27 protein-coding genes are annotated in these 25,710 nt (G+C 45.7%); 14 read left to right on the plus strand and 13 right to left on the minus strand.

What is annotated here, in order from left to right; genetic code table 11:
- Positions 1 to 3: 3 nt before the first annotated feature.
- The 8 genes from QZZ22_RS01535 to QZZ22_RS01570 all read left to right on the plus strand — a co-directional run bounded on the left by QZZ22_RS01535 (position 4) and on the right by QZZ22_RS01570 (position 9,911).
- Complete coding sequence (locus tag QZZ22_RS01535; protein WP_292461944.1) at positions 4 to 2,055, plus strand: Cache 3/Cache 2 fusion domain-containing protein; 2,052 nt, start codon at positions 4 to 6, stop codon at positions 2,053 to 2,055.
- Between the two features lie 402 nt (positions 2,056 to 2,457).
- A complete protein-coding gene (gene nifH, locus QZZ22_RS01540; protein ID WP_292461946.1) occupies positions 2,458 to 3,279 on the plus strand; it encodes a nitrogenase iron protein in 822 nt (273 codons plus the stop codon).
- Between the two features lie 10 nt (positions 3,280 to 3,289).
- Positions 3,290 to 3,607, plus strand: a complete 318-nt coding sequence (locus QZZ22_RS01545; protein WP_292461947.1) for a P-II family nitrogen regulator — start codon at positions 3,290 to 3,292, stop codon at positions 3,605 to 3,607.
- Between the two features lie 19 nt (positions 3,608 to 3,626).
- A complete protein-coding gene (locus QZZ22_RS01550; protein WP_292461949.1) occupies positions 3,627 to 4,007 on the plus strand; it encodes a P-II family nitrogen regulator in 381 nt (126 codons plus the stop codon).
- Positions 4,004 to 5,581, plus strand: a complete 1,578-nt coding sequence (gene nifD / locus QZZ22_RS01555; protein WP_292461951.1) for a nitrogenase molybdenum-iron protein alpha chain — start codon at positions 4,004 to 4,006, stop codon at positions 5,579 to 5,581. Before QZZ22_RS01550 ends, nifD begins: the two co-directional genes overlap by 4 nt.
- Positions 5,582 to 5,594: 13 nt before the next feature.
- A complete protein-coding gene (gene nifK / locus QZZ22_RS01560) occupies positions 5,595 to 6,965 on the plus strand; it encodes a nitrogenase molybdenum-iron protein subunit beta (RefSeq protein ID WP_292461953.1) in 1,371 nt (456 codons plus the stop codon).
- 31 nt (positions 6,966 to 6,996) lie between these two features.
- Positions 6,997 to 8,496 (plus strand): nitrogenase iron-molybdenum cofactor biosynthesis protein NifE, encoded by a 1,500-nt coding sequence (gene nifE / locus QZZ22_RS01565; RefSeq protein WP_292461955.1) that lies wholly within the window; start codon positions 6,997 to 6,999, stop codon positions 8,494 to 8,496.
- A complete protein-coding gene (locus QZZ22_RS01570; RefSeq protein ID WP_292461957.1) occupies positions 8,493 to 9,911 on the plus strand; it encodes a nitrogenase component 1 in 1,419 nt (472 codons plus the stop codon). Before nifE ends, QZZ22_RS01570 begins: the two co-directional genes overlap by 4 nt.
- Positions 9,912 to 9,953: 42 nt before the next feature.
- Here the strand turns inward: QZZ22_RS01570 and QZZ22_RS01575 are convergent, their stop codons facing one another.
- From QZZ22_RS01575 to QZZ22_RS01620, 10 genes are all read right to left on the minus strand, one after another.
- Complete coding sequence (locus QZZ22_RS01575; protein WP_292461959.1) at positions 9,954 to 10,535, minus strand: nitroreductase; 582 nt, start codon at positions 10,533 to 10,535, stop codon at positions 9,954 to 9,956.
- Between the two features lie 59 nt (positions 10,536 to 10,594).
- Complete coding sequence (locus QZZ22_RS01580; RefSeq protein WP_292461961.1) at positions 10,595 to 10,942, minus strand: ferredoxin-thioredoxin reductase catalytic domain-containing protein; 348 nt, start codon at positions 10,940 to 10,942, stop codon at positions 10,595 to 10,597.
- Between the two features lie 11 nt (positions 10,943 to 10,953).
- A complete protein-coding gene (locus QZZ22_RS01585; protein WP_292461964.1) occupies positions 10,954 to 11,202 on the minus strand; it encodes a glutaredoxin family protein in 249 nt (82 codons plus the stop codon).
- Positions 11,203 to 11,208: 6 nt separating this feature from the next.
- Complete coding sequence (locus QZZ22_RS01590) at positions 11,209 to 11,520, minus strand: Rieske (2Fe-2S) protein (RefSeq protein ID WP_292461966.1); 312 nt, start codon at positions 11,518 to 11,520, stop codon at positions 11,209 to 11,211.
- Positions 11,521 to 11,553: 33 nt separating this feature from the next.
- The gene (locus QZZ22_RS01595; RefSeq protein ID WP_292461969.1) at positions 11,554 to 11,868 is read right to left on the minus strand and encodes a Rieske (2Fe-2S) protein; all 315 of its coding nucleotides are present in this window, start codon (positions 11,866 to 11,868) and stop codon (positions 11,554 to 11,556) included.
- 69 nt (positions 11,869 to 11,937) lie between these two features.
- Positions 11,938 to 13,305: an MATE family efflux transporter gene (locus QZZ22_RS01600; protein WP_292461972.1), complete on the minus strand. Its 1,368-nt coding sequence runs from the start codon at positions 13,303 to 13,305 to the stop codon at positions 11,938 to 11,940.
- A 15-nt stretch (positions 13,306 to 13,320) separates the two neighbouring features.
- Positions 13,321 to 13,788: a MarR family transcriptional regulator gene (locus QZZ22_RS01605; protein ID WP_292461974.1), complete on the minus strand. Its 468-nt coding sequence runs from the start codon at positions 13,786 to 13,788 to the stop codon at positions 13,321 to 13,323.
- Between the two features lie 195 nt (positions 13,789 to 13,983).
- Entirely contained in the window at positions 13,984 to 15,222 is a 1,239-nt protein-coding gene (locus tag QZZ22_RS01610) for an ABC transporter permease (protein WP_292461977.1), read from the minus strand.
- Positions 15,219 to 16,547: a COG1361 S-layer family protein gene (locus QZZ22_RS01615; RefSeq protein ID WP_292461979.1), complete on the minus strand. Its 1,329-nt coding sequence runs from the start codon at positions 16,545 to 16,547 to the stop codon at positions 15,219 to 15,221. The genes QZZ22_RS01610 and QZZ22_RS01615 overlap by 4 nt, the downstream gene beginning before the upstream one ends.
- A gap of 41 nt (positions 16,548 to 16,588) precedes the next feature.
- On the minus strand, positions 16,589 to 17,245 hold the full coding sequence (locus QZZ22_RS01620) for an ABC transporter ATP-binding protein (protein WP_292462188.1): 657 nt from the start codon (positions 17,243 to 17,245) through the stop codon (positions 16,589 to 16,591).
- A 175-nt stretch (positions 17,246 to 17,420) separates the two neighbouring features.
- Here QZZ22_RS01620 and QZZ22_RS01625 point away from each other — a divergent pair, with 175 nt between their 5' ends.
- Positions 17,421 to 17,705 (plus strand): hypothetical protein, encoded by a 285-nt coding sequence (locus QZZ22_RS01625; protein ID WP_292461981.1) that lies wholly within the window; start codon positions 17,421 to 17,423, stop codon positions 17,703 to 17,705.
- 249 nt (positions 17,706 to 17,954) lie between these two features.
- On the opposite strand, the gene QZZ22_RS01630 is transcribed toward QZZ22_RS01625, so the two are convergent.
- Positions 17,955 to 18,911 (minus strand): hypothetical protein, encoded by a 957-nt coding sequence (locus QZZ22_RS01630; protein ID WP_292461983.1) that lies wholly within the window; start codon positions 18,909 to 18,911, stop codon positions 17,955 to 17,957.
- Between the two features lie 27 nt (positions 18,912 to 18,938).
- On the minus strand, positions 18,939 to 19,871 hold the full coding sequence (locus QZZ22_RS01635) for a hypothetical protein (RefSeq protein ID WP_292461985.1): 933 nt from the start codon (positions 19,869 to 19,871) through the stop codon (positions 18,939 to 18,941).
- Positions 19,872 to 20,163: 292 nt separating this feature from the next.
- Between QZZ22_RS01635 and QZZ22_RS01640 the strand changes: the two genes are divergently transcribed.
- From QZZ22_RS01640 to QZZ22_RS01650, 3 genes are all read left to right on the plus strand, one after another.
- Positions 20,164 to 21,202, plus strand: a protein-coding gene (locus tag QZZ22_RS01640) for an IS630 family transposase (protein WP_292461987.1) whose coding sequence is annotated in 2 segments (ribosomal slippage) — positions 20,164 to 20,631 and positions 20,633 to 21,202 — 1,038 coding nt in all. Because the reading frame shifts where the segments join, the coding sequence is not laid out codon by codon here.
- Between the two features lie 393 nt (positions 21,203 to 21,595).
- The gene (locus QZZ22_RS01645; RefSeq protein ID WP_292461990.1) at positions 21,596 to 22,393 is read left to right on the plus strand and encodes a hypothetical protein; all 798 of its coding nucleotides are present in this window, start codon (positions 21,596 to 21,598) and stop codon (positions 22,391 to 22,393) included.
- Between the two features lie 98 nt (positions 22,394 to 22,491).
- Positions 22,492 to 22,614: a hypothetical protein gene (locus QZZ22_RS01650; protein WP_292461992.1), complete on the plus strand. Its 123-nt coding sequence runs from the start codon at positions 22,492 to 22,494 to the stop codon at positions 22,612 to 22,614.
- 87 nt (positions 22,615 to 22,701) lie between these two features.
- Here the strand turns inward: QZZ22_RS01650 and QZZ22_RS01655 are convergent, their stop codons facing one another.
- Positions 22,702 to 23,469, minus strand: a complete 768-nt coding sequence (locus QZZ22_RS01655) for a hypothetical protein (RefSeq protein ID WP_292461994.1) — start codon at positions 23,467 to 23,469, stop codon at positions 22,702 to 22,704.
- A 241-nt stretch (positions 23,470 to 23,710) separates the two neighbouring features.
- Between QZZ22_RS01655 and QZZ22_RS01660 the strand changes: the two genes are divergently transcribed.
- Both QZZ22_RS01660 and QZZ22_RS01665 read left to right on the plus strand, forming a co-directional pair.
- Positions 23,711 to 25,039, plus strand: coding sequence for a glutamine synthetase family protein (locus tag QZZ22_RS01660; RefSeq protein ID WP_292461996.1), 1,329 nt, complete (start codon positions 23,711 to 23,713; stop codon positions 25,037 to 25,039).
- A gap of 3 nt (positions 25,040 to 25,042) precedes the next feature.
- A complete protein-coding gene (locus QZZ22_RS01665; RefSeq protein ID WP_292461997.1) occupies positions 25,043 to 25,582 on the plus strand; it encodes a GNAT family N-acetyltransferase in 540 nt (179 codons plus the stop codon).
- Positions 25,583 to 25,710 lie beyond the last annotated feature (128 nt).

Below are 25,710 nucleotides of genomic sequence, written 5' to 3' on the forward strand. Positions count from 1 at the left end.
TAAATGAAGCTTAAAAACATAACAATCAATAAGAAAATAATTGCAGTTTGCCTGCTATTGACTATCCTGCCCGTTGCAATCGTCGGGTTCTATGCATATGAACAAACAGCCTCTGCTATCAGAGACCAGCTGAACGAAAGACTGGATGATCAGGTATTCCTTGAAGAACAATATATTGAAGCAGTCTTCAATGGTGCCCAGGAAAAACTTCAGGTGGGCATAAGTGTGGCTCATAATGAGGTCAATTCCCATGGTAGCCCGGCAATAGTTGACGGTAAGATGATGCTTGGTGAAGATCATACGGTCAACAGCAATTATGCTATAGTAGATGAAATAAAAAGTGAAACCGGTGCAGATGCAACCATATTCCAGGTTAAAGATGGTTCAGCAACCCGGATATCCAGCACCTTTACCAACGACAACGGAAATCGCGTAATTGGAACAGACCTTCCTGAAGCTATCTATACTGCTGTTGTCAAAAAGGACCAGACCTACAGTGGAAGAGCAGATGTACTCGGCAATTGGTACCTGACCATCTATGAGCCAATAAAAGATAATTCAGGAAAGATTATTGGAGTTCTATTCATAGGCATGCCAGAAGAGCACTACAGACAACTTATCAAGGAACAGATCTCAGGTATCACTGTTGGTGAAACCGGATATATGTATATCATGGATTCAAAAGGCAATGTGGTAATCCATCCGGAACTTGAAGGAGAAAATCTTTATGCTCATAATTTTGCAAAAGAGATGGCTTCTAAGAAGGAAGGAAATATCATTTATGACTGGAATGGCCGAGACAAGATGATGAGCTATGCGTACTACGCACCAAATGACTGGGTTATTGCATCAGGCACTTATATTGACGAGTTTGAGGCACCCGTGAGAGCTATTAGAGACAGCCTCATAATAGCAGTCCTGGCCTTTGCAGCCCTGGGCGGCGGAGCTGCATTCCTGGTCAGCAGGTCGATCTCAGGAGGAATTCAGAAGATCGTTGCAGATTTCAAACAGATATCTGATGACGCCATGAAGGGCAAGATCAATACCAGGGCGGAGACTGATGTAGATATAGATTTCACCGCAATCCCCAAGGGCCTGAACGAGATATTGAACTCAATGACAGAAGTCATCAACCTTGTGAGTAAAAGCGCTAACAGTGTCGCTTCTACAGCAGAAGAGATGTCGGCATCCATTGAAGAAATGACTGCAGCCTCAAACCAGATATCCACAACAGTTGGAGAGATAGCCAAGGGGTCACAGGAACAGGCAGGTATGTCCGACCAGGTTGCACATACAATGAACGATATGACCATAGGTGTCCAGGATATTGCCAACAATGCTCAGCAGGCAGCAGGAGCTGCGACCACTGCAAGTGAGTTCATACGGGATGTCGGAAAACAGTCTCAGGACATGCTACTCCAGATGGCTGCAATTCAGAAAGCTACCGATGGTTCTGCCAGTGTTATAAAAGAGCTTGATGAGAAATCCAGGCAGATCGGAGAAATTGCAGAGCTGATCACCAACATTGCAGACCAGACAAACCTGCTGGCCCTTAATGCAGCAATCGAAGCTGCAAGGGCAGGAGAACATGGACGAGGGTTTGCTGTGGTTGCAGATGAGGTCAGAAAGCTCGCCGAGGATTCCAGAAAAGCTGCATCACAGATAGCAAGTCTGCTTATTGAGATCAGAGACGGAACTCATGCTGCAGTATCTTCTATGGAAACAGGCACCCAGACAGTATCGACAGGAGTACAGGCCCTCAACCATACAGTAGAAGCGGTCCAGAAGATAGTGGATGAAAGCAATAAGGTTGCCCTAATGGCGCAGAACATTGCAGCTGCTGCAGAAGAGCAGTCCGCTTCCATTGAGGAGATAACTGCAACAGTAGACGAGGTCGCCTCGCTGTCACAGGAAGCAGCTGCAGGAACAGAGGAAACCTCTGCTGCCGTGGAGCAGCAGAATGCTTCCATGCTGGAGCTGGCAAAGAGTTCACAGGAACTCTCGCAGATGGCTTCCGACATGCAGCAGATGGTTTCAAAATATCTTTCAGAATAAGCAGAAGGGATTTTTTGCCCTTCTCCTATATTTATTTTTTATCGACCCTCTTTCTGGTTTTCTCGTCCTGAACCGCTGACTTTGGGATTTGAATCTTAATGCTTGCCTTGACCCATTAGCGAGCGTCCTAAAATGAAGTTCTACATAAAGATCGTTCTTGATCAGACAGAATTTCCCGTAATAACACCTGGATACTAAAAATGAAATACTCCATTGTTAATTTCCAAAGTAGCTGAATAGGTGCAACTAATATTCTTTTTGCTTATTTTTATAAATTATACCACATTTATTTTTTGCAAAGATTTATATATTATTATCTAGTACATAGGATTCCGTTGTACTACAAAGAAATGCAGCTCCGAAATAGTACAAAAACAAGTAACAAAGAATTGAGGAAAGACCATGAGACAAGTAGCAATATACGGAAAGGGCGGAATAGGAAAGTCAACGACGACACAGAATTTGACAGCAGCACTCGCCACTATGGGAAAAAAGATACTGTTAGTAGGATGTGACCCTAAGGCTGACTCAACAAGAATGCTTCTTGGAGGTCTTAACCAGAGGACAGTACTTGACACATTAAGGGCAGAAGGCGACGAGTCCGTAGAACTTGACAAGCTTTTGCAGCCAGGATTCGGAAACATACAGTGTGTCGAATCAGGCGGACCTGAACCGGGTGTCGGTTGTGCAGGAAGAGGAATAATCACATCAATTAACCTGCTGGAAAACCTTGGTGCATATGACGAGGATCTGGACTACGTGTTCTACGACGTGCTCGGTGATGTGGTATGCGGAGGTTTCGCAATGCCAATTCGTGAAGGAAAGGCTAAGGAGATATACATAGTTGCAAGCGGAGAACTGATGGCAATCTATGCAGCTAACAACATCTGCAAGGGTATCCAGAAGTATGCAAAGGGTGGTGCACGTCTTGGAGGGATCATCTGTAACAGCAGGAATGTAGATGGAGAACGCGAACTTCTCGAAGCATTTGCACAAAGACTTGGAAGCAAGCTCATTCACTTCGTACCAAGAGACAATATTGTCCAGCGTGCTGAGATCAACAGGAAGGTAGTCATTGAATTTGACCCCACCTGTAACCAGGCAAATGAATACCTGACACTGGCCAACAACATCGAAACCAATGAACTGTTCGTTGTCCCAAAGCCAATGGAAATGGATGACCTGGAAGCAATGATGGTAGAATTTGGAATCGTCGAACTCTGAGGTGATAACAATGCAAATGATCCGTGCAATTATCAGGCCGAACAAGGTCTCATATGTCGTAGAAGAACTTGAGAAGGAAGGCTTCGTCTCCCTTACCAAGGTAGATGTATTCGGAAGGGGAAAACAGAGAGGTATTCATACATCAGAGGTCCATTTTGACGAACTTCCAAAGACAATGCTCATGATGGTCGTTGACGACGAGAATCAGGAAAAGATCGTGGAAATAATTAAGCGATCAGCTCACACCGGCAAGTACGGTGACGGCAAGATATTCATCAACCCCATAGAGAGCTCATACACAATACGCACTGGAGAGACAGGCATTTGATTCTCGCAGAGGAATGAAAATGAAGGAAATAACAGCCATCATCCGCATGAACAAGGTCCAGCGGACGATCGAGGCCCTTTCAGACTGCGGATATCCTTCTTTCACGGTCCAGGTGGTCATGGGCCGGGGCAAGCAAAAGGGATTGTGTTATGAATTTGAACCACCGCTACCAAATCCGGAGGGTGCTGCGTCAAAGAACTGCATACCTTTTGTTCCGAAGCGTATGTTCACAATTGTTGTTGATGACGAGGCAGCTGATGAGGTTGTCCGGAAGATAATTGAAGTGAACAAAACAGGGCACGCCGGAGACGGAAAGGTATTTGTGACAGACATACCGGGATCGATCAGGATACGGACCGGGGAAGAAGGCGCCATTACTGTAGAGAGGGAATTACAATGAGCTCTGAAGTAGAAGCCACACAGAACATCGTTGATGAAATGATGAAGAGGTATCCGGAGAAGGTTGCCAGGGACAGGAGAAAACATGTGGTTGTAAGGGACTGTTCCACAGACCAGCACATAGAAGCCGACAGCAAGGTAGTTCCCGGCATCATGACAAACCGCGGCTGCGCTTTTGCAGGCGGCAAGGGCGTGGTCATGGGACCTATCAAGGACATGGTGCATATCGTCCATGGCCCTATAGGGTGCGGTTATTACACCTGGGGAACCCGCCGTAACATGGGAAAGGCGGAGAATGGCGGAGATAACTACCTGCAGTACAGTTTCTCAACTGATATCATAGAAACCGATATTGTGTTCGGTGGTGAGAAGAAGCTCAAGACTGCCATTGATGACGTGGTCAGGATCTTCAAGCCTGGCGCGATTTCCATCTGCGCTACATGCCCTGTGGGACTGATCGGAGATGATATAGAAGCAGTAGCTCTTGAGGCACAGAAGGAACATGGCATCAAGGTCATGGCACTTCGCTGTGAAGGCTACAGAGGGGTCAGCCAGTCAGCCGGGCATCACATTGCAAGCAACGTGCTCATGGAACATGTTGTAGGTACGGAGGAATTGGAGAATCCGACTCCATTCGACATCAACATCTTTGGAGAATATAACATCGGAGGAGACCTATGGGAGATCAAGCCACTATTTGAGAAGATAGGATACCGCATAGTCTCAAGCTTTACAGGCGACGGCTCGTTCCATAGTCTTGCAAAGGCTCACAAGGCAAAGCTAAGTATCCTGCTATGCCACAGGTCTGTGAACTATACAAACCGCATGATGGAAGAAAGGTATGGCGTACCCTGGCTTAAGGTCAACTATGTGGGAGTAGAGGGCACAAAGAAGTCACTTCGAAAGATGGCCCAGTTTTTCGATGACCCAGAACTGACCAGGAAGACAGAGGAAGTAATAGAAGAAGAAATGGCAAAGATCCAGCCCGAACTTGAGAAGTATAGAAGGAAACTGGCAGGCAAGAAGGTATTCATATACTCCGGCGGCTCCAGGTCACACCACTACCAGAATCTCTTCGAGGACCTCGGCATGAAGGTGATTGTTGCCGGATATCAGTTCGCGCACCGGGATGATTACGAAGGCAGGAAGGTCCTTGAAGGTATGAAGGAGAAGGCTTCCAGTTCAATACTTGAGGACCTGCACTATGAAATGGAGGAAGGGTACAAGCCTGCCATCAGTGAAGAGCGCGTGAAGGAACTCAAGGAACAGCTTGGACTGATGGATTATGAAGGAATGTTCCCCGAAATGAAGGATGGGACAGTCGTTGTAGACGATCTTAACCATTATGAAACGGAGTTCCTCATAAAGGAGCTAAAGCCGGACCTGTTCTGTTCAGGTATAAAGGACAAGTACATGGCACAAAAGATGGGAATTCCATCAAGACAGATACACTCCTATGATTACAGTGGAAGGTACACCGGATTCTCAGGAGTGCTGAACTTTGCGAGGGATGTTGACATGTCAGTGAACAATCCGACGTGGAGTCTGATGAAGACACCCTGGAAGGCAGAATAAAAGGAGAGATAGAATGCTAGATTATACGCCAAAGGAAAAGGTTGAGAGAAATGCACTGGTAGTCAACCCTGCCAAGATCTGCCAGCCCATAGGGGCGGTGTATGCTGCAATGGGCGTGCACAATTGTATGCCTCACAGCCATGGATCGCAGGGATGTCTCTCATATTTGCGCATGTGTCTCACAAGGCATTACAGGGAACCAACTGCAGCTACAAGCAGCAGTTTTTCTGAAGGGACCGCGGTGTTTGGAGGAGCATCAAACCTCAGGGAAGCACTCACGAACATAGAGGCAGTCTACCAGCCCGAGGTCATAGCCATACACACCACCTGTGTAGCTGAGACCATTGGTGACGATGTTAACCAGATAATTGAGGATGTGAAGATGGAGGAACTCATCGATCCATCCATTAAGCTCTGTGCAGCATCCACGCCAAGCTATGTAGGCTCTCATGTGACAGGCTATGACAACATGGTGAAGTCCTTTGTCACAAGCTTCGCCCGCAAGTCAAAGCCCAACGGGAAGCTCAATGTCATACCCGGCTTTGTGGATCCGGGGGATATCCGGGAGATCAAGAGGATACTTTCCATAATGAAGATACCTGCGATCGTGTTCCCGGACCAGACAAACGTATTCGACTCTGGCCTTTTAGGAGACGGCTCACTATACGCAAAGGGCGGTACACCTGTCGGAGATATCGAGGATACTGCAAACTCTGTCGGGACGATTGCATTATGCAGCATGGCCGGTGGGGCGGCAGCGCAGTTACTCAAGACAAAGTTCAAGGTCCCTGCACAGACAGGACCAGTGCCGATCGGTGTGCGATACACTGACAGGTTCATCATGAAGGCAGCGGAACTTGCGAATGTTCCGATACCACCGGAACTCGAGCAGGAAAGAGCAAGAGTTGTCGATATGATGACCGATGCCCATCCACACTACTATGGGAAGAAGGTCGCGATCTTTGGTGACCCTGACATAATCCATGGCCTGACAAGCCTGGTGCTTGAGATGGGGATGGAGCCAACCGTAGTCCTTACTGGAACTACGAGCAAGGTATTTGAGAGTGAGATGGCACAGTTGGTACACCCACTGTATCCGGATTCACAGATACTTACCGGAGCCGATCTGTTCACTCTCCATCAGATAATGAAGAACGAACCTGTGGATATGCTCATAGGCAATACCTACGGAAAGCACATCGCACTCGCAGAGGACATACCGCTCATAAGAGTAGGATTCCCCATCATGGACAGAGCAAATATGCACCACTTCCCGGTCATGGGATATGCAGGGGCAGCCAGGATGGTCGAGTGGATCGGCAACACTTTCCTGGATATAAAGGACAAGACAATTCCTGAAGAAGAACTGGAGGTCGTACAGTAACGACCTCATAAACCATTTAAGGAGGAACAATATGCCGGAAATCATAAGCGTTGTGAACACGCTGGACGAGAGACAGCCATACATAGCCCTCAAGCAGGCTAAGAGAAATGATACTGCACTTGCCTGTGACAGTACGTCCCTAGCAGGCGCAATGAGCCAGAGGGCTTGCGTGTATTCAGGTGCGCGTGTGGCCTTAAATCCCGTAACCGACGCGGTACACCTGGTCCACGGACCTATCGGCTGTGCAAGCTATACCTGGGATATCAGGGGCAGCCTGTCCAGCGCAAAGGAGACGTTCCGTACCAGTTTTTCCAGCAATATGAAGGAATTGGATGTGGTCTTTGGCGGTGAGAAGAAACTCTCAAAGTGCATTGAGGAGCTGGTCGGCCTATACGATCCACCAGTAGTGTTCGTATACTCCACATGTATTGTCGGAATAATCGGTGATGACCTCCAGGCAGTTTGTAAAGAAGCAAGCCGGATACACAATATACCAGTAATAGCCGTACATTCGGAAGGGTTCAAGGGTACCAAGTCCGACGGATACAAGGCAGCATGCAATGCCCTGATGCAGCTTATAGGGACAAGGGAACCGGAGATAACTTCCCCGTACACCATGAACATTCTGGGAGATTACAATGTGGCAGGAGATGTATGGCTTGTCAAGCCTCTCTTTGAAAAGATGGGCATCCAGGTCATAACTTCAATGACAGGGGATGCGACCTGCGAAACTATCTCACAGGCACACAGGGCCCGGCTGAACCTTGTGCAGTGTTCCGGGTCCATGACATACCTTGCAAAGTGGATGCATCAGGAATATGGCATTCCCTTCAGGAAGGTCAGTTACTTTGGAATTGAAGACATTGCAATCGCCCTGCGGACAGCAGCCGATTTCTTCGGTTCGCAAGAAATGAAGCAAATAGCCGAGGAAATAATAGAGAGCGAGACCAGAAGGATAATGCCTGAGATCCAAAGCATCCGTAACAGGCTTCAGGGAAAGACAGCAGCCATCTATATGGGAGGCGCTGCCAAGGCACTCACGCTTATCAAGGGATTCCGTGAACTTGGAATGGAAGTGGTCATCATAGGCACTCAGACAGGAAAGAAGGATGACTATGAGCAGATAAGTTACCAGGTAAAGGACGGGACTGTGATAGTGGATGATGCGAACCCGCTTGAACTGGCTGACCTGCTGAGAAGACAGAAGGCAGACCTGATGGTAGCAGGTGTCAAGGAACGCTTCCTGGCTTACAAACTTGGAGTTGCATTCTGTGACTTCAACCATGACAGGGTGATCGAGTTTGAAGGTTACGATGGTTTCCTCAATTTCGCAAGAGAACTTGATGCTTCCATGAACAGCCCCGTATGGAAGGCATATGGGAGCAGACTACAGCCAGCAGTGGGTTCAGCTAATAGCACAGAGAACTTTTCCAGGAGAGCGAATCAAAGAGCAGAACATGAAGAAGCAGTAAAGGAGAGAGAGAACATGCAAGATCACAATACCACCACACTGCAGGAGTCAGTAGCATGACCGACAGAAGTTATGCTACCGTCAATCCCTGCATCATGTGCCAGCCCATAGGCAGTGTGATGGCATTTAAGGGAATAGAGAACTCCATGGTATTGCTCCATGGCTCACAGGGGTGCAGCACTTACATGAGACTGCATCTTGCCCATCACTTCAGGGAACCCGTGGACATCGGGTCAAGTTCCCTTAGCGAGAAGGGAGCAGTATACGGAGGAAGTGAGAACCTTAAGAAGGGGCTGAAGAACCTTATCCTGCGTTATGATCCAAAGGTTATCGGCATTTCTACTACCTGTCTTGCCGAGACAATAGGGGACGACATCGGTCGTATTATCGCCGAATTCAAAGAGGAGGAGGAAGAAATAGCTAGTGAAAGGATAATAATTCCGGTCTCAACCCCCAGTTATGAGGACAGCCACAACAGCGGATACATAAAGGCTGTGGAGGCGATCGTAAAGGAATTCACTGCCACGGATGAATCAGGAAGTGATATCTTCAATAACAAGCTCAATGTGGTGCTCTCAGAGAACGTATCACCTGAGGACACACGCGAACTCAGGAGAATATTGTCCGACATTATCGGCACAAATTCATTCATACTGTTGCCTGACATATCGGAAACCTTTGACGCACCCATTACAGGAGAGCTCCAGAAGATATTCCCGGGAGGGACTTCCCACTCGGATATATCAGACATGAAGAACAGTGCTGCGATGATAGGGCTCGGGATCACTAATGTTAACAGGGCGGTCAGTTATCTTGAACAAACATTCGATATCCCTTCACAGAACCTGCCACTGCCTATTGGACTGGAATATACTGACAGATTGGTGGCTGCACTTTCCATGATCGCAGGAACAGACATACTCGAAGCATACCAGAAGGAGAGAGGTCGCCTGATAGATGCTATGGTAGATGCACACAAGTACATCTACGGAACGAAGGTTGCCATCTACGGAGATCCGGACAATGTCCTGGGTATACTTTCCCTTGCACTTGAGAACGGCATGCACCCCATATTAGTAGTAGCTTCCAGCAAGTCCCCCGGATTCGCAGAATATGCGATGGAAAGGGTCGGACAGGTTAAGCCGGACTGCAATGTCACCATCCTTGAAGATGTGGACTTTGACGCATTCAACGATGCAGTAAAGAAGGCAAAGCCCGAGATGCTTATTGGCAACTCCAATGGCAAGTATATTGCAAAGGAGATGGGAATACCTCTTGTAAGAGTAGGTTTCCCCATACATGACAGGGTAGGTGCCCAGAGGATACTGTCCCTAGGGTACTTAGGTGCAATGAATATGCTGGACAGGGTAACAAATACGATCCTGGAAGCCCAGGAGGAGAAGTTAGTTGCGAAATGGTCTGAACCGGACAGATACGCTCCGCTTGACAGAGAATTTCACATAACAGAAGCATGAAAAGAACTGAAGGAATAAAATTGAAATGGGAGGTCTTCCTGATCAGTGAATCCAGACTACCCGGGGATCCTGCCTCGGGGGTCTTTCCCGGGACACTTTTTCATATCCGAAAACGATGGGCGCGATAACCCGGTAATCATAGGGTATCCCCAGCTCGCTCATGAACTCGACATTATCCTGAATGAAACAGGCAGTACCCACCCAGCAGCTACCGATACCCATGGAGGTTGCTGCAAGCATCATGTTCTGGGCACACATGGCACAGTCGTAGTCTGTGGTAAAACCGGCGTTGCTGCCAAGCACAATTACAAGGATAGGAGCATCGTAGAAGATGTCGAAATCTTCATGTTCCAGATGCTTTTTAAACTCGGTGACATTATCGTTAGGCATATCCTTAAGCTGTGCTAGCAGCTTTGGTTTGCAGTAATCGGACATCCTTTTCATCATTTCCTTGTTCTGCACGACCACAAAGAACCAGGGCTCTGAACCAAAACCGGTCGGAGCGTATATCCCCGCATCGATTATATGGTTTATTGACTCTTCACTAACCGGTTTGTCAAGATAATCCCGGACACTCCTACGCGCTTTTATATTACGCATGACCTCATTGTCTTCCCCCACCATTGACCTCACTCCTCTAACCTTACTTATTTTACTCATATTAGGATGCAATTATGCCAATTTCACCCTTTGCTCTTTGATTCTTCGAATTCCTTTTTTGATATCTGGACAAGTTCATCCGGGTCGTCTACATCCTTATGGACGTAAAGCCCACACCAACAGCGCTTCATTGCATCAAAATGCTCCCTGTGAAAAGGTATGCACGGACATACCAGTTGCATGTCATGCTTCCGCTCACCTGTCAGTCCCTGGCAGGGGCAGAAGGGACTCCCTCTTTCCTTTTCCAGCATAACTTCCTGTTCCAGCAGGAAATCCACGAGCTCCTCATCCGGACTGAACTTATAGCCCAGAGGGTCGATAACCCGCTGGAACATTGTCCTGAATTGCTCTTTACGCTTCTTAGTATCCATGGATTCCCCTCTCACAAATCCAGCAAACTGGAATATTTCTGAGGGTTGTAGCCGACGACCACATCCTCACCGATCTTGACGAATGGGAAAGACATCTCCTCCCCATGGGACCTGCAATCCTCCAGAATAGACTTGCGGGTCTCCTCGTCAGCCTTATCATAATCGATGTACTCAAAGGGAATATCTTTTTCCCTGAAGAATTTCTTGGCCCTCATGCACCAGGGACAGGTACTGAGAGTGTACATTACCACTTTCTTCATTGGACCTCACCGTTCCATATTAATGTAAACCTTGCCATCAGTGACTTTTGTTTCATACGCAGGGACTTTTATCTCCCCGGCATCGAGAAATTCACCGCTCCTTATGTCGAACCGCCAGTCATGGCACGGGCACTGTATCGCATATTCATCCAGAATTCCTTTAGATAGAGGGCAGTCCATGTGCGGGCATTTGTTGGATATTGCATAGAAACCACCTGCCTGTCTGACCAGCAGTATCTTATTACCCTCCATTGATACTGCTTTCATTTCACCATCATCCAGATCATTTTCATTTGTTGCAAAGAACCATGGAACCAAAATCTAATACCTCCACCGGGACATCATATCGTATCAAAGCAGAACGAGTACTTCCCCATCTTCCACTTTGCTCTCGTAAGTCTCAAGGTTTGCGTCTTTATTACCGAGGTGCTTACCTGTCCTTATATCATATTCCCATCCATGGCAGCCGCATTTCAGAATATGCTCATCAATAAATGTGCCCTTGGAAAGTCTGCAGCCCATATGGCCGCACTTACCATAGAGAGAATAGGTCTGCTCATTTTTCCTAAAGATAATTATGGGAGTACCCTTTACCCTGACAAACTCTATGTTCGCATCGATCAGATCTTTTTCTTTTAATGCAAAGAACCAGGATTTCTCCGGCATATGTTAACCTCCCATAGATAAGCAGGGATTCAAAAATATAAATAATTGTCGTGAATTATCACAGGGGGGTCAGGTGAGTACAGGGTCCGGCCTGCCCTGGAAATAGCGGTACTCCTTAACTATGAGGAACATGCTCAAAAGACCTGCCATTAGGTCGGACAGAGGGAACGCCATCCATACACCGGAAATGTCAAAATAACGCGGCAGAAGAAGTACCAACGGTATGAGGAAAAGTATCTGACGGCACATTGAAAGAATAAAGGACGGCCTTGCTTTCCCGATAGCCTGGAATACCGTCGTGCTGATGACGTTCATTCCTATGATAGGAGTTGCAAGGACCATGATCCTCAAAGCTGTTTCCCCGCTGGCTATCAGGGTCGCATCCGTGCTGAATATCCTGAAGAATGAGCCGGGAAACATGAACAGCACGGCAAAACCCAGGAAACCTATAGCAGTCGTGATTTTCAGTGACAGTTTTATTGATTCATTGACCCTTGTGAAGTTCTGCGCACCATAGTTATAACCGACTATAGGCTGCAATCCGTGAGATACTCCTATGATAGGCATCAGAATGAGCATCATCATACGGATCGCGATTCCAAATACAGCTATCGAAAGGTCTCCTCCGTAGACAGCAAGCACGTTGTTCAGGACAAGCATCATAAAACCGTTCGAGGCGCCCATAACAAAAGAACCGAAACCTATGACAGTGATCTCTTTGAGTACCGGATAACTGGGAACCATATCATGCAATTTCACTTTTAAGTGACTGCTGCCTACAAGGTAATAATGCACCAGGTATGCCGTCCCTGCCAGTTGTGCAAGCACGGTGGCGATGGCAGCCCCACGGACACCCATCCCGAAACCGAATATGAATATAGCATCGAGCACGATATTCAAAAGACCGGAGAACACCATGCTATTCATTGCGACCTTGGCGTTGCCTTCCGCCCTGACAAGATTGTTCAGCACGAACCCGAAGGTAAAAGCAAACGTGCCCTGAAGTATGAACACAGAGTAATCCCGGGCATAGGGCAGGTTGTCGGTTGTTGCACCGAACAGGTTCAGGATGGCATCTACATTTGTAAAGAACACTATTGGCAGAAGAATGCTGACAGCCAGGGTGTACATAAAAACATTTCCAAGAGTATTCTCTGCCTTTTTGACATCTCTTGAACCCAACATCCTTGATATAACAGAAGAGCCTCCGACGCCTATACATATGGAAAATGCCATAATGATCATCTGCAGTGGGAAGGCAACCGCTATTCCCGCAATTCCCAATACACTTTGATCACCCAGGGCTCTTCCAACGAAAAATGTATCCACCAGGTTATAGAAAGCGTGGACCAGCAGCCCGATGATAGCCGGGGCTGATAGTTTCCACAGCAACCGGTCTATATTTTGAGTTCCCATAAATTCGCTTTTACTGTTCATAGAAATATCCTGAGATCATATCTGGTAATCTTCTGTTAGTTTTGCATCAGACCTTTTGTCAAATTCCTGCAAGGTGCCCAAGCCTTTGCCAAGCAGCCTGGCAAATATTTCTTTTTCATCTTCCGAAAAATCGGACAGAAGGATACCGTTCCATTGGGTCAGGGTCTTATGTACCACCGGAATGAGTTGTTTGCCCCTATCGGAAATGAATACTCTGTATATTCTGCGGTCATCCCTGTCCCTTGTACGGGAAACATACCCTTCGCCTTCAAGGTCCCTGATAGCTCTTGTTGCAGTAGCTTTGCTCAGGTTCAGATGCCTGGCAAGGCTTTCCTGTGAGCATCCATCCCAGCGGGAAAGGGTCAGCAGGAATGCAAACATCGGCCCTTTCAAGTTATAGGGTTCAAGCACCCTCTCGATATAGAGGTGGTTATGTGAGGCGATGAAGCCTATCTTTTTGCCTATGACCTCGGGTTTTATCATGGAGTACACCTTTTGAAGATAGTTCCACGTGAAACTAAATCGTTTAAAGAGAAACTATTATAAAAAGATATTGAAGGCTAAAATTACTTAGAACCTGCAGGTCGACATGGCAGCAAAAAATAGAATTGACCGAAGGCTAGCATTCCAGCTTTTCAGCCATCCGGCGTATTCCCTGAACGACCTGCCAAAACTCTCTTATTCGTACCTCAATGCGTCTACCGGCCTCATCTTCGAGGCATTGTATGCAGGCACCACGCCTGAAATTATGCCTATGAAGACAGCGATGGAAATGCCCAGAAGCATCAGTTCCGGGGAGAGGGTGGAACCCATGGATGATCTCATCATCGTCAGTCCCAACGACGGTAGCAGGGACGTTAGCCCGAGACTCAGTACGATACCGAGCACTCCACCGACAAATCCCACCAGTGCCGAGTTGACCAAGAATATCATCATGATGTCCCTGTTCCTGGCTCCAATAGCCTTCATAGTACCGATTTCCCGTGTCTTTTCCATTACCGAAGTGAACATCGTGTTTGCAATACCTACCGAACCTACGATCAGGGAAACACCTGCTATGGCTCCCAGGAAAAGGCTCATGGATGACATCATCTCACTGGCAGACTCAGCCATGGATAAGGAGTCGCTTACGCTGAAGTCCCTGTCCTTCTCATTCATGATATGCCTTGATATCATGAGTTTCTCTTCAACATCTGCGACCACTACCTCGACATTTTCTACATCGTTGACCTGAATAACAATAGAATCGTAGACACCTACCTCTCCATCCTCTATCAGTTCTACTGCAGCATCTATCGGCATTATCACGGCATTGTCATCCTCACCTGATGCAAGTATTCCTACAACCCTGACGGATTTCCCGTTGATAGTTATGACCCTGTTAAGGCCTATCTGGGTATCGTACATTTCGTTGGCTATCCTGTAACCAATGACCGCAACGTAATTATCTGCGGGTTCCAGCAGCCTGCCGGACTCAACATCATATGTGATGGTATACTGCCATAGCTGGGGATCGACACCTGTGATGGATAGTTCTGCGGATTCACCCATGTAGTACACATCCTCCTTACCGGATATCTTGCCGTACATGTAACTTATATTGTCTACAGATTTGAGAGCCCGCATATCCTTATCAGTAATTTCCGCATCATCTGAGGAAGACGAGGAACCTCCACCACCGCCGCCCGGGGGTCCCATGGCTGAGAAGGCCCGAGTGTAGCCCGGAGTAACGGTAATAGTCGTCAAATCCATATCAGCAAGGCGGCTTTCCATATCTGCTGACATGCTGTCACTTATAGACATGATTGTGACGACTGCACCGACCCCGATGACAATGCCTATTATAGTTAGCCAGCTTCTGATCTTGCTGTGCAGCAGGATGTTGGTAGCAAGCTTAAGATATGTCCTTCGTCTCATTGCCCTTCCTTCAGGATCTTCCTCTTCAGTCCCTTTAAGTGGTTTGATAGTTCCTTACGGATATCCTCATTGGACTGACCTGTTTTCCTCTTCCTGTAGTAGAGAGCTCCACCTGTAAGGACAAACAGTACCAGGCCATACATCAGGTAGCTGTTGTCAGATGTCTGCTGGGACGTTCCCCGGGGACCCATTGCTGCAGAGGTGGCACCTGTTGCAGACAGGTCTATAGGAACACTTTTCTCCACAGATAATCGCTGGCCTGTGGAATCCGTGTATTCTATCAGGACCAGAAGGTTATTCCTTGAACTGAATGACTGCGATTCTGTCGTGTTAGTGGAACTTGCCTGTGCCTGTCCCGGCCTTTCGCCGGTTGCTGTCGCCTGCATCATGCTGGTGGAGGTTACAGAGAAAGATGTAATAGTGTAGTCCCCTTTCTCAAGGTTTCCAACGATGGTGGAAGTGCTGCCTGTTGCCTGGAAATTGTCCTGTTCAAGTATGGACACCTTGACAGAATAAGCCTGGTTATTACCTACATTCGCAAGTGACAGAGAAACCTCGCCTGCACTGCCCTCAGAATAAGTCACATCGAAATCCGTGCCGCCCCCTACAAACATGCCAGCTTTTGTCTTGATAGTGCTTTCATTGGAATCGTAGTCCTGAAATGTCAGGGTGATGTCAAGCTGGTACAATCCAGGATCTGCATTCACATCAGCCATAACAGAATAAGCCACAGTTACTGACTCACCCACACCGAGATAACTTATGTACTTGGTATTGTCCGAATATACCGGCAGGATCGTACCTGTCGAATCCTCCCATGAGACAGCCATATTCTTGAGAGGAGAAGTACCTGTATTTGTAATTATAAGCTCCAGAGGCTCCACAGTGGCAATATCAATACTTGACTTACTGATAGTAACCACCTGTGCATACTCCTTGCCCTGCACATCAACTGCAACCGTAGTTGTTACAGCTGATTCACTGTCGCTGTCTTTAACGGATATGTCAATATCATAAGTCTTCTTTGCCGCGTCCGCATCTACTTTGAGTTTGAATTTGACTACTGTGGCATCATTTTCATCCTGACGGGCTTTCAGATAGGATATGGTCTTTGAAAGTGACTCCCCGGATGCCGGGGAAAAAGGATATTCCGGATTCACTGCAATGACCACATTGGTAAGATCCTTGTTTCCCACGTTCTGTACAGTCAGTGTAAGTTCTACGACCTCGCCAGGTCTTGCAGGACTCGGGCTCTGGCTCATGACATTGATGTCTACTCCACTGGCACTATTAGATATAGCTGCTGACGCCGAACTAACGGACAAGATTAAAAATAATAGTATTATCAAAACTTTTCTCATTTTCATCACATTACTTCTCTATCTATCTTTTCTACTTTCTCGACCATGCCATCCCTGATGTGTATCACCCTGTCGGCATATTGCACCGGCTTGAGATCGTGGGTGACGATGATGATGGTCTTTCCTTCGTTCCTGTGCAGATTGCTCAGGAACTCGAGGATGTAACTGCCAGTCTTACTGTCAAGGTTGCCTGTAGGTTCATCTGCAAGGATTACTTGGGGATCGACTGCAAGGGACCTTGCTATTGCGACCCTCTGCCTCTGTCCGCCTGACAGCTGCGAAGGCAGGTTTTTCTTCTTATCTGAAAGTCCGACAACTTCCAGCAATTCTCCTGCCCTCTTGCGGGCATAAGAGGAATCAGCCTCCTGGAACTCCAGCGGGAGCATCACGTTCTCTATTGTATTCAGCGTGGGAATCAGGTTGAACTGCTGGAAAATGAAACCTATCATCTGGCCTCTTATCTGGGCAAGTTCGGATTCCCCGAGCTTTGAGATGTCTTTGTTATTCAGTTCCACGATACCCCTGCTGGGAATGTCAAGGCAGCCTATGAGGTTCATCATCGTGCTTTTCCCGCTACCGCTGGGTCCCAGTATCACAACGAATTCACCTTTATTTATTGTAAGATTGACCTCTTTAAGAGCATCAAAGGTGATCTCACCCATCTGGTATGTCTTCCAGACATCACGCAGATTCAAGAGAGGTACACTGTAATCATTCTGTAATGACTGATCATCTGACCGGATAGATTCAATTTTCAAGATCTGTAGCTCCATCGCTATTACCAGTGAAAACCAGTTCTGCGCTCCCGGGGGGAGAAATATTCGACAGGCGATCGAGTTGCTCAGGAGTCAGCTTCCGGATAAGAGCCGGGGTCACGTAAGTATCATTGGCGCTAATTGCCTGAGTACGGAATTGAATGAACTGCTTAAATGTGTCTTTCATGAAATGCTTCCTGACTCGCAGGAGGCACCCATCTACATAAAGAGGCCTCCGAACGAGAGATTGGTTGTCATATATGGTGGTACGTGGTGGTTGCTAGGTGGCACGCCAGAAGTTGTCATTGGCAACCATGAGTGCCACCTCGCGGGGGTGGGCGATACTCGTCAGCAGTTATCTTGCTGACAATGCCTGAATTAGCCAATTTAAATAAAAGCATACTTACAAATAAAAGACAAAATGGAACTATTTTCCATGAATAAAGCTTTATAAGGAGATTTTTGGAGATTAAACTCTTTATATGGAGCGCATATACTTATCATAGGCAGATAAAGAAAGATATCCGCCAAAAAGAAGACAATACTCCTTTATACGGAGTGGAGAAATATTACCAGTTAATTAGAGCCTGATAGAAAGCAGGGTGAAAAATGAAGATCAGCTCTCACCTTCTACAAGAAACAGGATGTTACCCCTTCCCTTTTTGAATTTCTGGATCTTTCCTCTTTTTTCGAGGTCAAGGAGCATGAGACTTACTTTGCCTTCAGAGTATCTCAAGCGCTTTCGCATGTCTTTTTGTGTGATCCTTCCACCTTGGGACCTGAGGATATCCAGTATTTCCTGCAGGTCTGCAGGGACAGGCTCAAAAGATAGTTCAATGGCCTTTCCATCTGAAAGATTTAACTCCGGGATGAGGATATGCCCTGGAGCCATATCACTTACCCCATCTTCCTCCTGAGAATATACAATTTGTAGCTGTGTCTCAGGAATCTCATGATCAGCTTTGATAAGTGGAGCAGTAGGATATTCGGTCTTAACAGGCTCAAAAACATCAGGCTCCAGTAAAAACGGGTCAGCAGTAAGAGAGTTTGTTACCCTGGTATGAGAAACAGCCGGTGAACGTTCGCTCTTATAGCGCACTTGGTAGAACAGAATCAACAGGACTAAAATAAGTGATAATGATGCCCCTATTAGAATTCCACTGCTATCTCCAGAAGATAAAACTGCTGTATCCTGGCCGGTATTCTCCGGGCTAAGCACAACAGCATCAAGCCCTGTGTTCGTATAAGAGGGAAGTAAGAGCATGTCCACGACATAGCTGCCTTCATCGGAAACAGTGATCACCTCTTCCCCATAATGCGTCAATGCATCGTTCTGGTAATATTTTGCTTTTATCAGGTAGGTGCCGCTTGGAAGGTCAAAAGAGTAAACACCGGATTTTGCCACCATCGACTGTACAGGAGTAGAGTTCACCTCGACCAGTGTATTGTCAAGAGGTTCGAACGTACTCCATTCATAAGCAACACCGTGTACTGTGGCAACTCCGGAAGCCATGCAAAGCCCCGGCATTAATAACAATACAGCAACGCAGCTTATGTACAATATGAATTTCATTCACATCAACAATTGCTTTTTGCTATATCAAGTATTCTCAAAAAGGGAGGGTTTCCATAACTGCCTTTTTGCAGGAACGTTGCCATTCTCAAGATAATAGATGCCATCCCCGAAAAGCTCGGCTCTGCCTTTCCCAGTGGCGACAAGGGAGATATCTTCCCCTATGACCTCTACCATAAGTCCTGAACCTGATATCTGTATATTACCAGTCACATTATCATATGATATGGCCTTATGCTTCAACTCAGTCGTTGAGACTTCAGGTATCACATTATTTTCCAGTCTGACAGATACATCATTCTCAAAATCCACGTAAGAGATTTTTCCGCCGGAGAGAGAAAGGTCGATATCCAGATCACCTAAAAGAACAACAGTACCATTACCCTGTGCAACCAGACTGGCACTTTCCGGTATTCCTGCATGGAGAGCAAGATAGGGACTCAACTCGTCGAATATGCTTTTAAGCCGCTGGTTTGCCTCAATGAGGCTTTCCCTTGAGCTGATCAGGCATTCTTCGTCACTCGTACATGTACGGGTACTGGCTTCAGAGTCATTCACATGGGCTGTAGCTGATGATGTGTTTGATGACATTTCCATGTACATCCTGGCATCCCCTACAAGCAGAGTGTATTCATCAAGTAGAACTTCCATGTTCCCAACATCTTCACCTTCCTGCTTTAATCTGTCAATGCTGTCTGCAAGACGCCGGGACATTCTCTCTGACTTAAGAATGATATCTTCAAGCATTGCCCGATCATCGGTATTCAGTTGTGTATCCTGCTCAAAGAACATACCCTGAAACTGGTCATCAAAGTGTTTAGCACCTGGAGGATGCTCTGGGAAGGACATGGGGCTTTCTCTTTTGTCTCCCGGTGAGCTGATGTTGTCCGGGCCGGTAAAGGCCGATATGATGACCATGGATATAAGGATCATCAGAAATATGATCGGTGCCCTTCTCATTTAAAATCACATCTTACCATGTTAATCATTTTTTACTTCCTGTAGTCCATTACCAGGTCGAAAGTTCATGTGCTTTATGAAAGTCTCTGTTGAATATAAACATACTTAATAGTATAGCAAAAATGGGATTGCAATTGCACGATACAGAGCCCTACAGAAGGGTTATGGGCGCATCAATCCTTTAAGGCATTTCCTAGATGAGAAAAAGTGCCTATAAGGATTTCAATTTGCTAAGAAAACTCATTTATAGTCTTCAACACAACTTATTACACGTTAGCACTTATATTGCCTTATGGCGGGGAAAGAACAAATTCTGATTGACCGAAAGGTAACTCTCGACGAGATTAATGATTTGATCACACACGAGAGCAATTCAAGAGTGTTGAAAAGGCTCTATTTTGTGAAATTTAGATATTTGGGAGATTCTGTTGAAGAAGCTGCTACTAAAGTTGGAGTAACTAAGAAAACAGGATATTACTGGCAAGAGCATTGGAGTAAAGGCGGCTATGCCGCCTTAATACCACATTTTGGCGGAGGAAGGAAGTCCAAACTTACTGATGAACAGATGAAAGAATTAAGATTATTGTTAAAAAACAAGGATTACTGGACTACAAGAGAAGTATGGGATTTGATAAAGGAAAAATATAGCGTAGAATATTCCGAGAAACAAGTAGGAGTTATACTCCGCAATTTTAACATGTATCACTCAAAACCTTACCCTTTTGACTACAGAAAACCTGAGAATGCTGAAGAGATCTTAAAAAAAACTAACCGAAGCAATTCCAAAAGATATTGGTCAAGATGAGCAGTATATCATAGGTTTCCTGGATGAATCTTCACCACAAACAAAAGCAAATACGCAACGTTTATGGTCATTTAAAAGACCTGTGATAATAAAAAATACAGACTATATCAAAGCAAATGCATTTGCGTTTTATTCAATTAACGGTAACAATCTCATTGATTTTATGGAAAGTTCAAAAACAGAAGATGTGTGTGAATTCCTGGAAAAAATTGTAGAGCAAAACCCAGGGAAAAGAATAATTCTTGTTCTGGATAATGCAAGATCACACCATGCAAAGAAAACGATAAGTAAAGCGAGAGATTTAAAAATAACACTTGTGTTCCTACCACCTTATTCACCAGATCTGAATCCAGTAGAATTTGTATGGAAAACAATCAAAAGAGAAGTATCAGCCAAATTTATCAGATCAAAAGAACATTTAAGAAACATCATCGAAAGTGAATTCATGAAAGTGGAGAACTCATTATCGTTTGCAAAAAAATGGATAGAAACATTCAATCCACAAATAAAAAGTGTCATTTGTTGAGTCAATGACTATAACTCATTTTTGCCTGCTATTTTCTGACAATGCAGATATTTCCGGTACCTGAGGATTTAATATCAAAGGTTATCTCGTAGCCGATACGAGTTATTTTCATATCTATCCCCCTTCCTGACTAACAGCTGTTCCTTTTTCTGTAACCATTGGTAATCTAATATGGAATAATAGAAGCTTAAATAGTGTTTAAAGCACGGAACAAGCTTTGAAAGCTAATAAAGCTTTATTAAAGCGCCTTTTTGATAGATAGATCCTCAAATAATACTCTTTTGTTAAGTATGCTTATATTTTCGGCTGGTAATTTTGGGAATGCCGTACCAGCAATGAAAGAGAACGGGACTGGATCTGGCAGATATAACTTAAAAGGAGGAAAAAAGTGAAATGAAACTACACGGAAAGAAAGCACTGGCCTGTCTTTCTCTGATGCTTGTGGTATTAAGTGTAATACCCTCAGGTGCGATCAGCAATGAGACCGGCGTTCAGAATGCAACAGACATAGCAGACTTTGCAGAAGGCAAATTCAAGGGAAGGGGACCAATGGAAAGGTCAGCTATGGAAATTCCGGAGTTTGAGACTGAAGAAGAAGAGATAGCATTCTTACAGGAGAAAACTGTTGAATCTATCGAGAAAAGGATCGATATGGCAGAAAAGATGCTCGAGAACATAGATGGGACAGACAGTAAGAATGTGACTGTAGAATCTCTTGAAGAGGAGATCAGCGAACTTAAGATATTACTCGAAAAGATAAACTCTACCACAACTCTGGAAGAACTTAAAGAGCTCATGTCCGAATCCATGAAGATGGGACAGGGAAACATAAGAGGTCAGGGTCATGGAATGGAAATGCCTGAGTTCGAAACAGAAGATGAAGAGATCGAGTTCGTAAAAGCAAGGACTGAAGAATCAGTGAAAAGGATGATTGAAATATTGGAAAATATTGATGCTGAAAAGACCGACTCTGAGAACATCACAAGCGAGGATGTTGAAGCAATACTTGTCCAGCTTGAGGACATCAATTCAAGACTCAATAGCGAAGATCTGACACTGGAAGATCTTCAGGAGATCAAAGAAAGCATGTCCGCAATAATGGACAGCATCAGGGAAGCATGCCCTTCCCCTGCAAATGAAAGAGGAGCATTCCCGGGACACCGCGGGAACAGGGAGGGAATGACAGCGTAATTTAAGACCAACAATATGTGTACTACCAGCTGGAGAGATGGGGCCCCTGGCCCTGCCTCACTACACATCGACTCATTCTGAGGAGAAACAATGACAGTATGAAAGGAAACTTTAACGGCGGGGAACCGGAAGGCGGGCGCCTGGGAAATGAAGCCAGGGATAAAGAAAATAATGGATTGTTACCCGGTCTGATCAACAAAACAAAAGCAATCTTCAGTTAATCTAAGGATGATCAGATAAGATGACACAGGCAGCAGAGTACATTCTGCCTGCACCTATTGTCCATAACTTAAAACAGCAAACCTTAATTATTCCTTATATACTCCATCTCCGGTAACAAGCCTGCCATTTACAGTGATCCAGCCGTCCTGGGACCCTGACAACAGGACATTCATCCATTCACTGTAGCTGTTCCATTGCCAGCCCAGAATCCACCACTCATTGTATCCGGTCATGCTGACAGATATCTCTACCCGTGCATCAGGGGAAGCCTCGTACTGCACATACATGCGGCTTTCATAGTTGTGGATATTCTGCGAGCTGTTGAGGTCATATTTTGGAAGAAGGACCATTTCCCGGCCAAGAGGATTCTTTGTGTCGATGATATGGTCAGCAGGTACCATTGTTGCAAAGGAGATATGATCCTGAACAGGTGTTTCCTCAGAATACCCATCAGATATCACAGGTTCCATTTCCCGGGGCGGGTCGCTTTCATCGGATATAGGCATTGGGAGAGGACGGAATTTTGGGACAATCTTCTCAGTCTTCATGGAAAGCATAAGCCCGTGTTCAGTATCCACAAGAGCGTATTCCCATGAAGGATCATCGCTATTGAAGTTATTCTCTACAATGTCCTGTCCAACTGAAGACGCGTTATCCATAACAGGGATCGGGATGTAAAGAGTTACGTTGCTCAGATTTGAATTCGTAGTGAGCGTGACATCATAGTCATAACTGCTGTGAAAGCTATCTTCATACATCGCTTGTTTCTGGCCTGCCCACCAAAAAGACAACACTCCGGCAGACACGACAAATACCAGAACAAAGCCAACTATTATTTTATAAGAAAGTTTCATGTTTTCTACTCTAAAATTATGAATAATTATGAATAAAAGATACCCTAACAAATATAAGTATTGCTTGTTACATTAGATAATAAGTTCTATACTTATTATAATAAATAAAAAAGTAAAGGCAAATTGGAGATATTCAAATTTATTTTAACAGCAAGGTATAACTCTACCTTTTTATAATATTCAAGCGCAGTTTTTGCATGGACTGTTTAGGAACAAGAGGAAGTACAACACAGGCGATTGAATGAAAATCAACAACAAAGACGATGTTATTAAGGCCATTGAAACGCATAATGTGAAGTTCATACGATTGCAATTCACAGATATCCAGGGGACAGTAAAAGATGTCGAGATTCCTGTTACACAGATAGAGAAAGCATTGACTTCAGGGATTTCCTTTGACGGCTCCTCTATCGAAGGGATGGTAAGGATCGATGAATCGGACATGGTACTTAGACCGGATACCAGGACCTTCGCAATCCTCCCATGGGGCAGGGACAAAGGTGTCGTTGCAAGAATGATATGCGATGTACATCTTCCCGATGGCAGGCCCTTTGAGGCTGACCCGCGCTTTGTCCTCCGGAAAATGATGAAGGAAGCAGAAGAAATGGGATTCCAGCTCAATGTAGGTCCGGAACTTGAATTTTTCCTGTTCGCCAAGGAGAATGGCAGAGCCACCACAATTCCCAACGACTACGGACGTTACTTTGAGTTTGCCCCTACCGACCTTGCAGAGGACATCAGAAGAGAGATAGTGCTTACCCTCACAGACCTTGACTTTGATATCGAAGCCTCGCACCATGAATGTGCATGTGGGCAGCACGAAATAGACTTTAAGTACGACGATGCACTGACAACTGCCGACAATGTGGTGACATTCAAATATGTTACCAGGACCATTGCTAAGATCCACGGACTGCATGCCACCTTTATGCCAAAACCAAAAGCTAACGAGAGTGGCTCCGGCATGCATGTTAACCTGTCACTTTCAAAAGATGGAAAGAATGCTTTCTATGACCCTGACAAGGATATGCAGATCAGCGATATTGCCAGATACTTCATAGCGGGTGTAATGGATCACATCAAGGCAATCTCCTGTATCGCAAACCCACTTGTCAACTCATACAAGAGGATAGTGCCGGGTTATGAGGCTCCCGTATACATTACATGGTCAGGTGCAAACCGTAGCTCTCTTATCCGTATACCCACACCCCGTGGCAACAGCACAAGGACAGAGCTCAGGAGCCCGGACCCATCCTGTAACCCATATCTCACCTTTGCAGCAATACTTGCTGCCGGACTTGAAGGTATCAGGAACAAGAAAATGCCGGCACAGATAGTGGACTATAATATATTCGACCTGACAAAGGAACAGCTCAGGGAAAAAGATATTGAGACCTTGCCAGGCACCCTCAATGAGAGTGCGGACTACCTGGAAAAAGATGCATTCCTCAGAGAGAAACTCGGGGCACATGTGCATGGCAACATCCTCAGGCTTGCAAGGGCTGAGTGGGACGCGTACCGCATACAGGTGCATGAATGGGAGATAGAAAGATACCTGAACACTGTTTAAAGAATGCAGCCGGATCTTGTCATCAGGGAAGCAAGGCATGAAGACTTTCAAAATGTCTTGCGTTTTATTGAACTTGTTGATGGGGATTTTTATCCCCCTCTCAGCCAGAGGGGTGACGGCGGAATCCCCGAAAGAATAAAGGCGTCCCTTGCAAGATCCGATGCCAACTATATGATTGCACATCTCACAGAGCCGGAGGAATCCGATCTGCTGCAGGGCCTTATTGCAATGGTAGGGTTCACCTGTAAATGGCAGCATGAAGATGATGCCTATATTAATTTTCTGGCCACACATCCTTCCTATCGCAAGCATGGGTTGGCAGGAGTATTGCATGGAAGACTCGAAGAAATGCTCGTTGAAAAGGGCGTCAGCAGAGTATACCTGTGCACATGGTCCGGCAACCTGGCAGCTATGCGATTTTATGAGAAACTGGGATACAGTGTGTATTCTATTATCCTCAACGACCGGGGCAATGGGATCAATACCCTGAATTACAGGAAAGGATTGGGTACACTGAAGTCATCGATGAGTGCAAAACAATAATATAAGATAATGATATCGAGTAAGGTTTAGATAGTTCTTAATTGTTACAGCATTTGTATGTGACATTAGAACAATCTTCTTCACAACGAATATGACTGCAGGCCTGATGTAGCTCTTGGTCCAGATAG

It is taken from the genome of Methanolobus sp. (genome assembly GCF_016278365.1).
GTDB lineage: Archaea > Halobacteriota > Methanosarcinia > Methanosarcinales > Methanosarcinaceae > Methanolobus.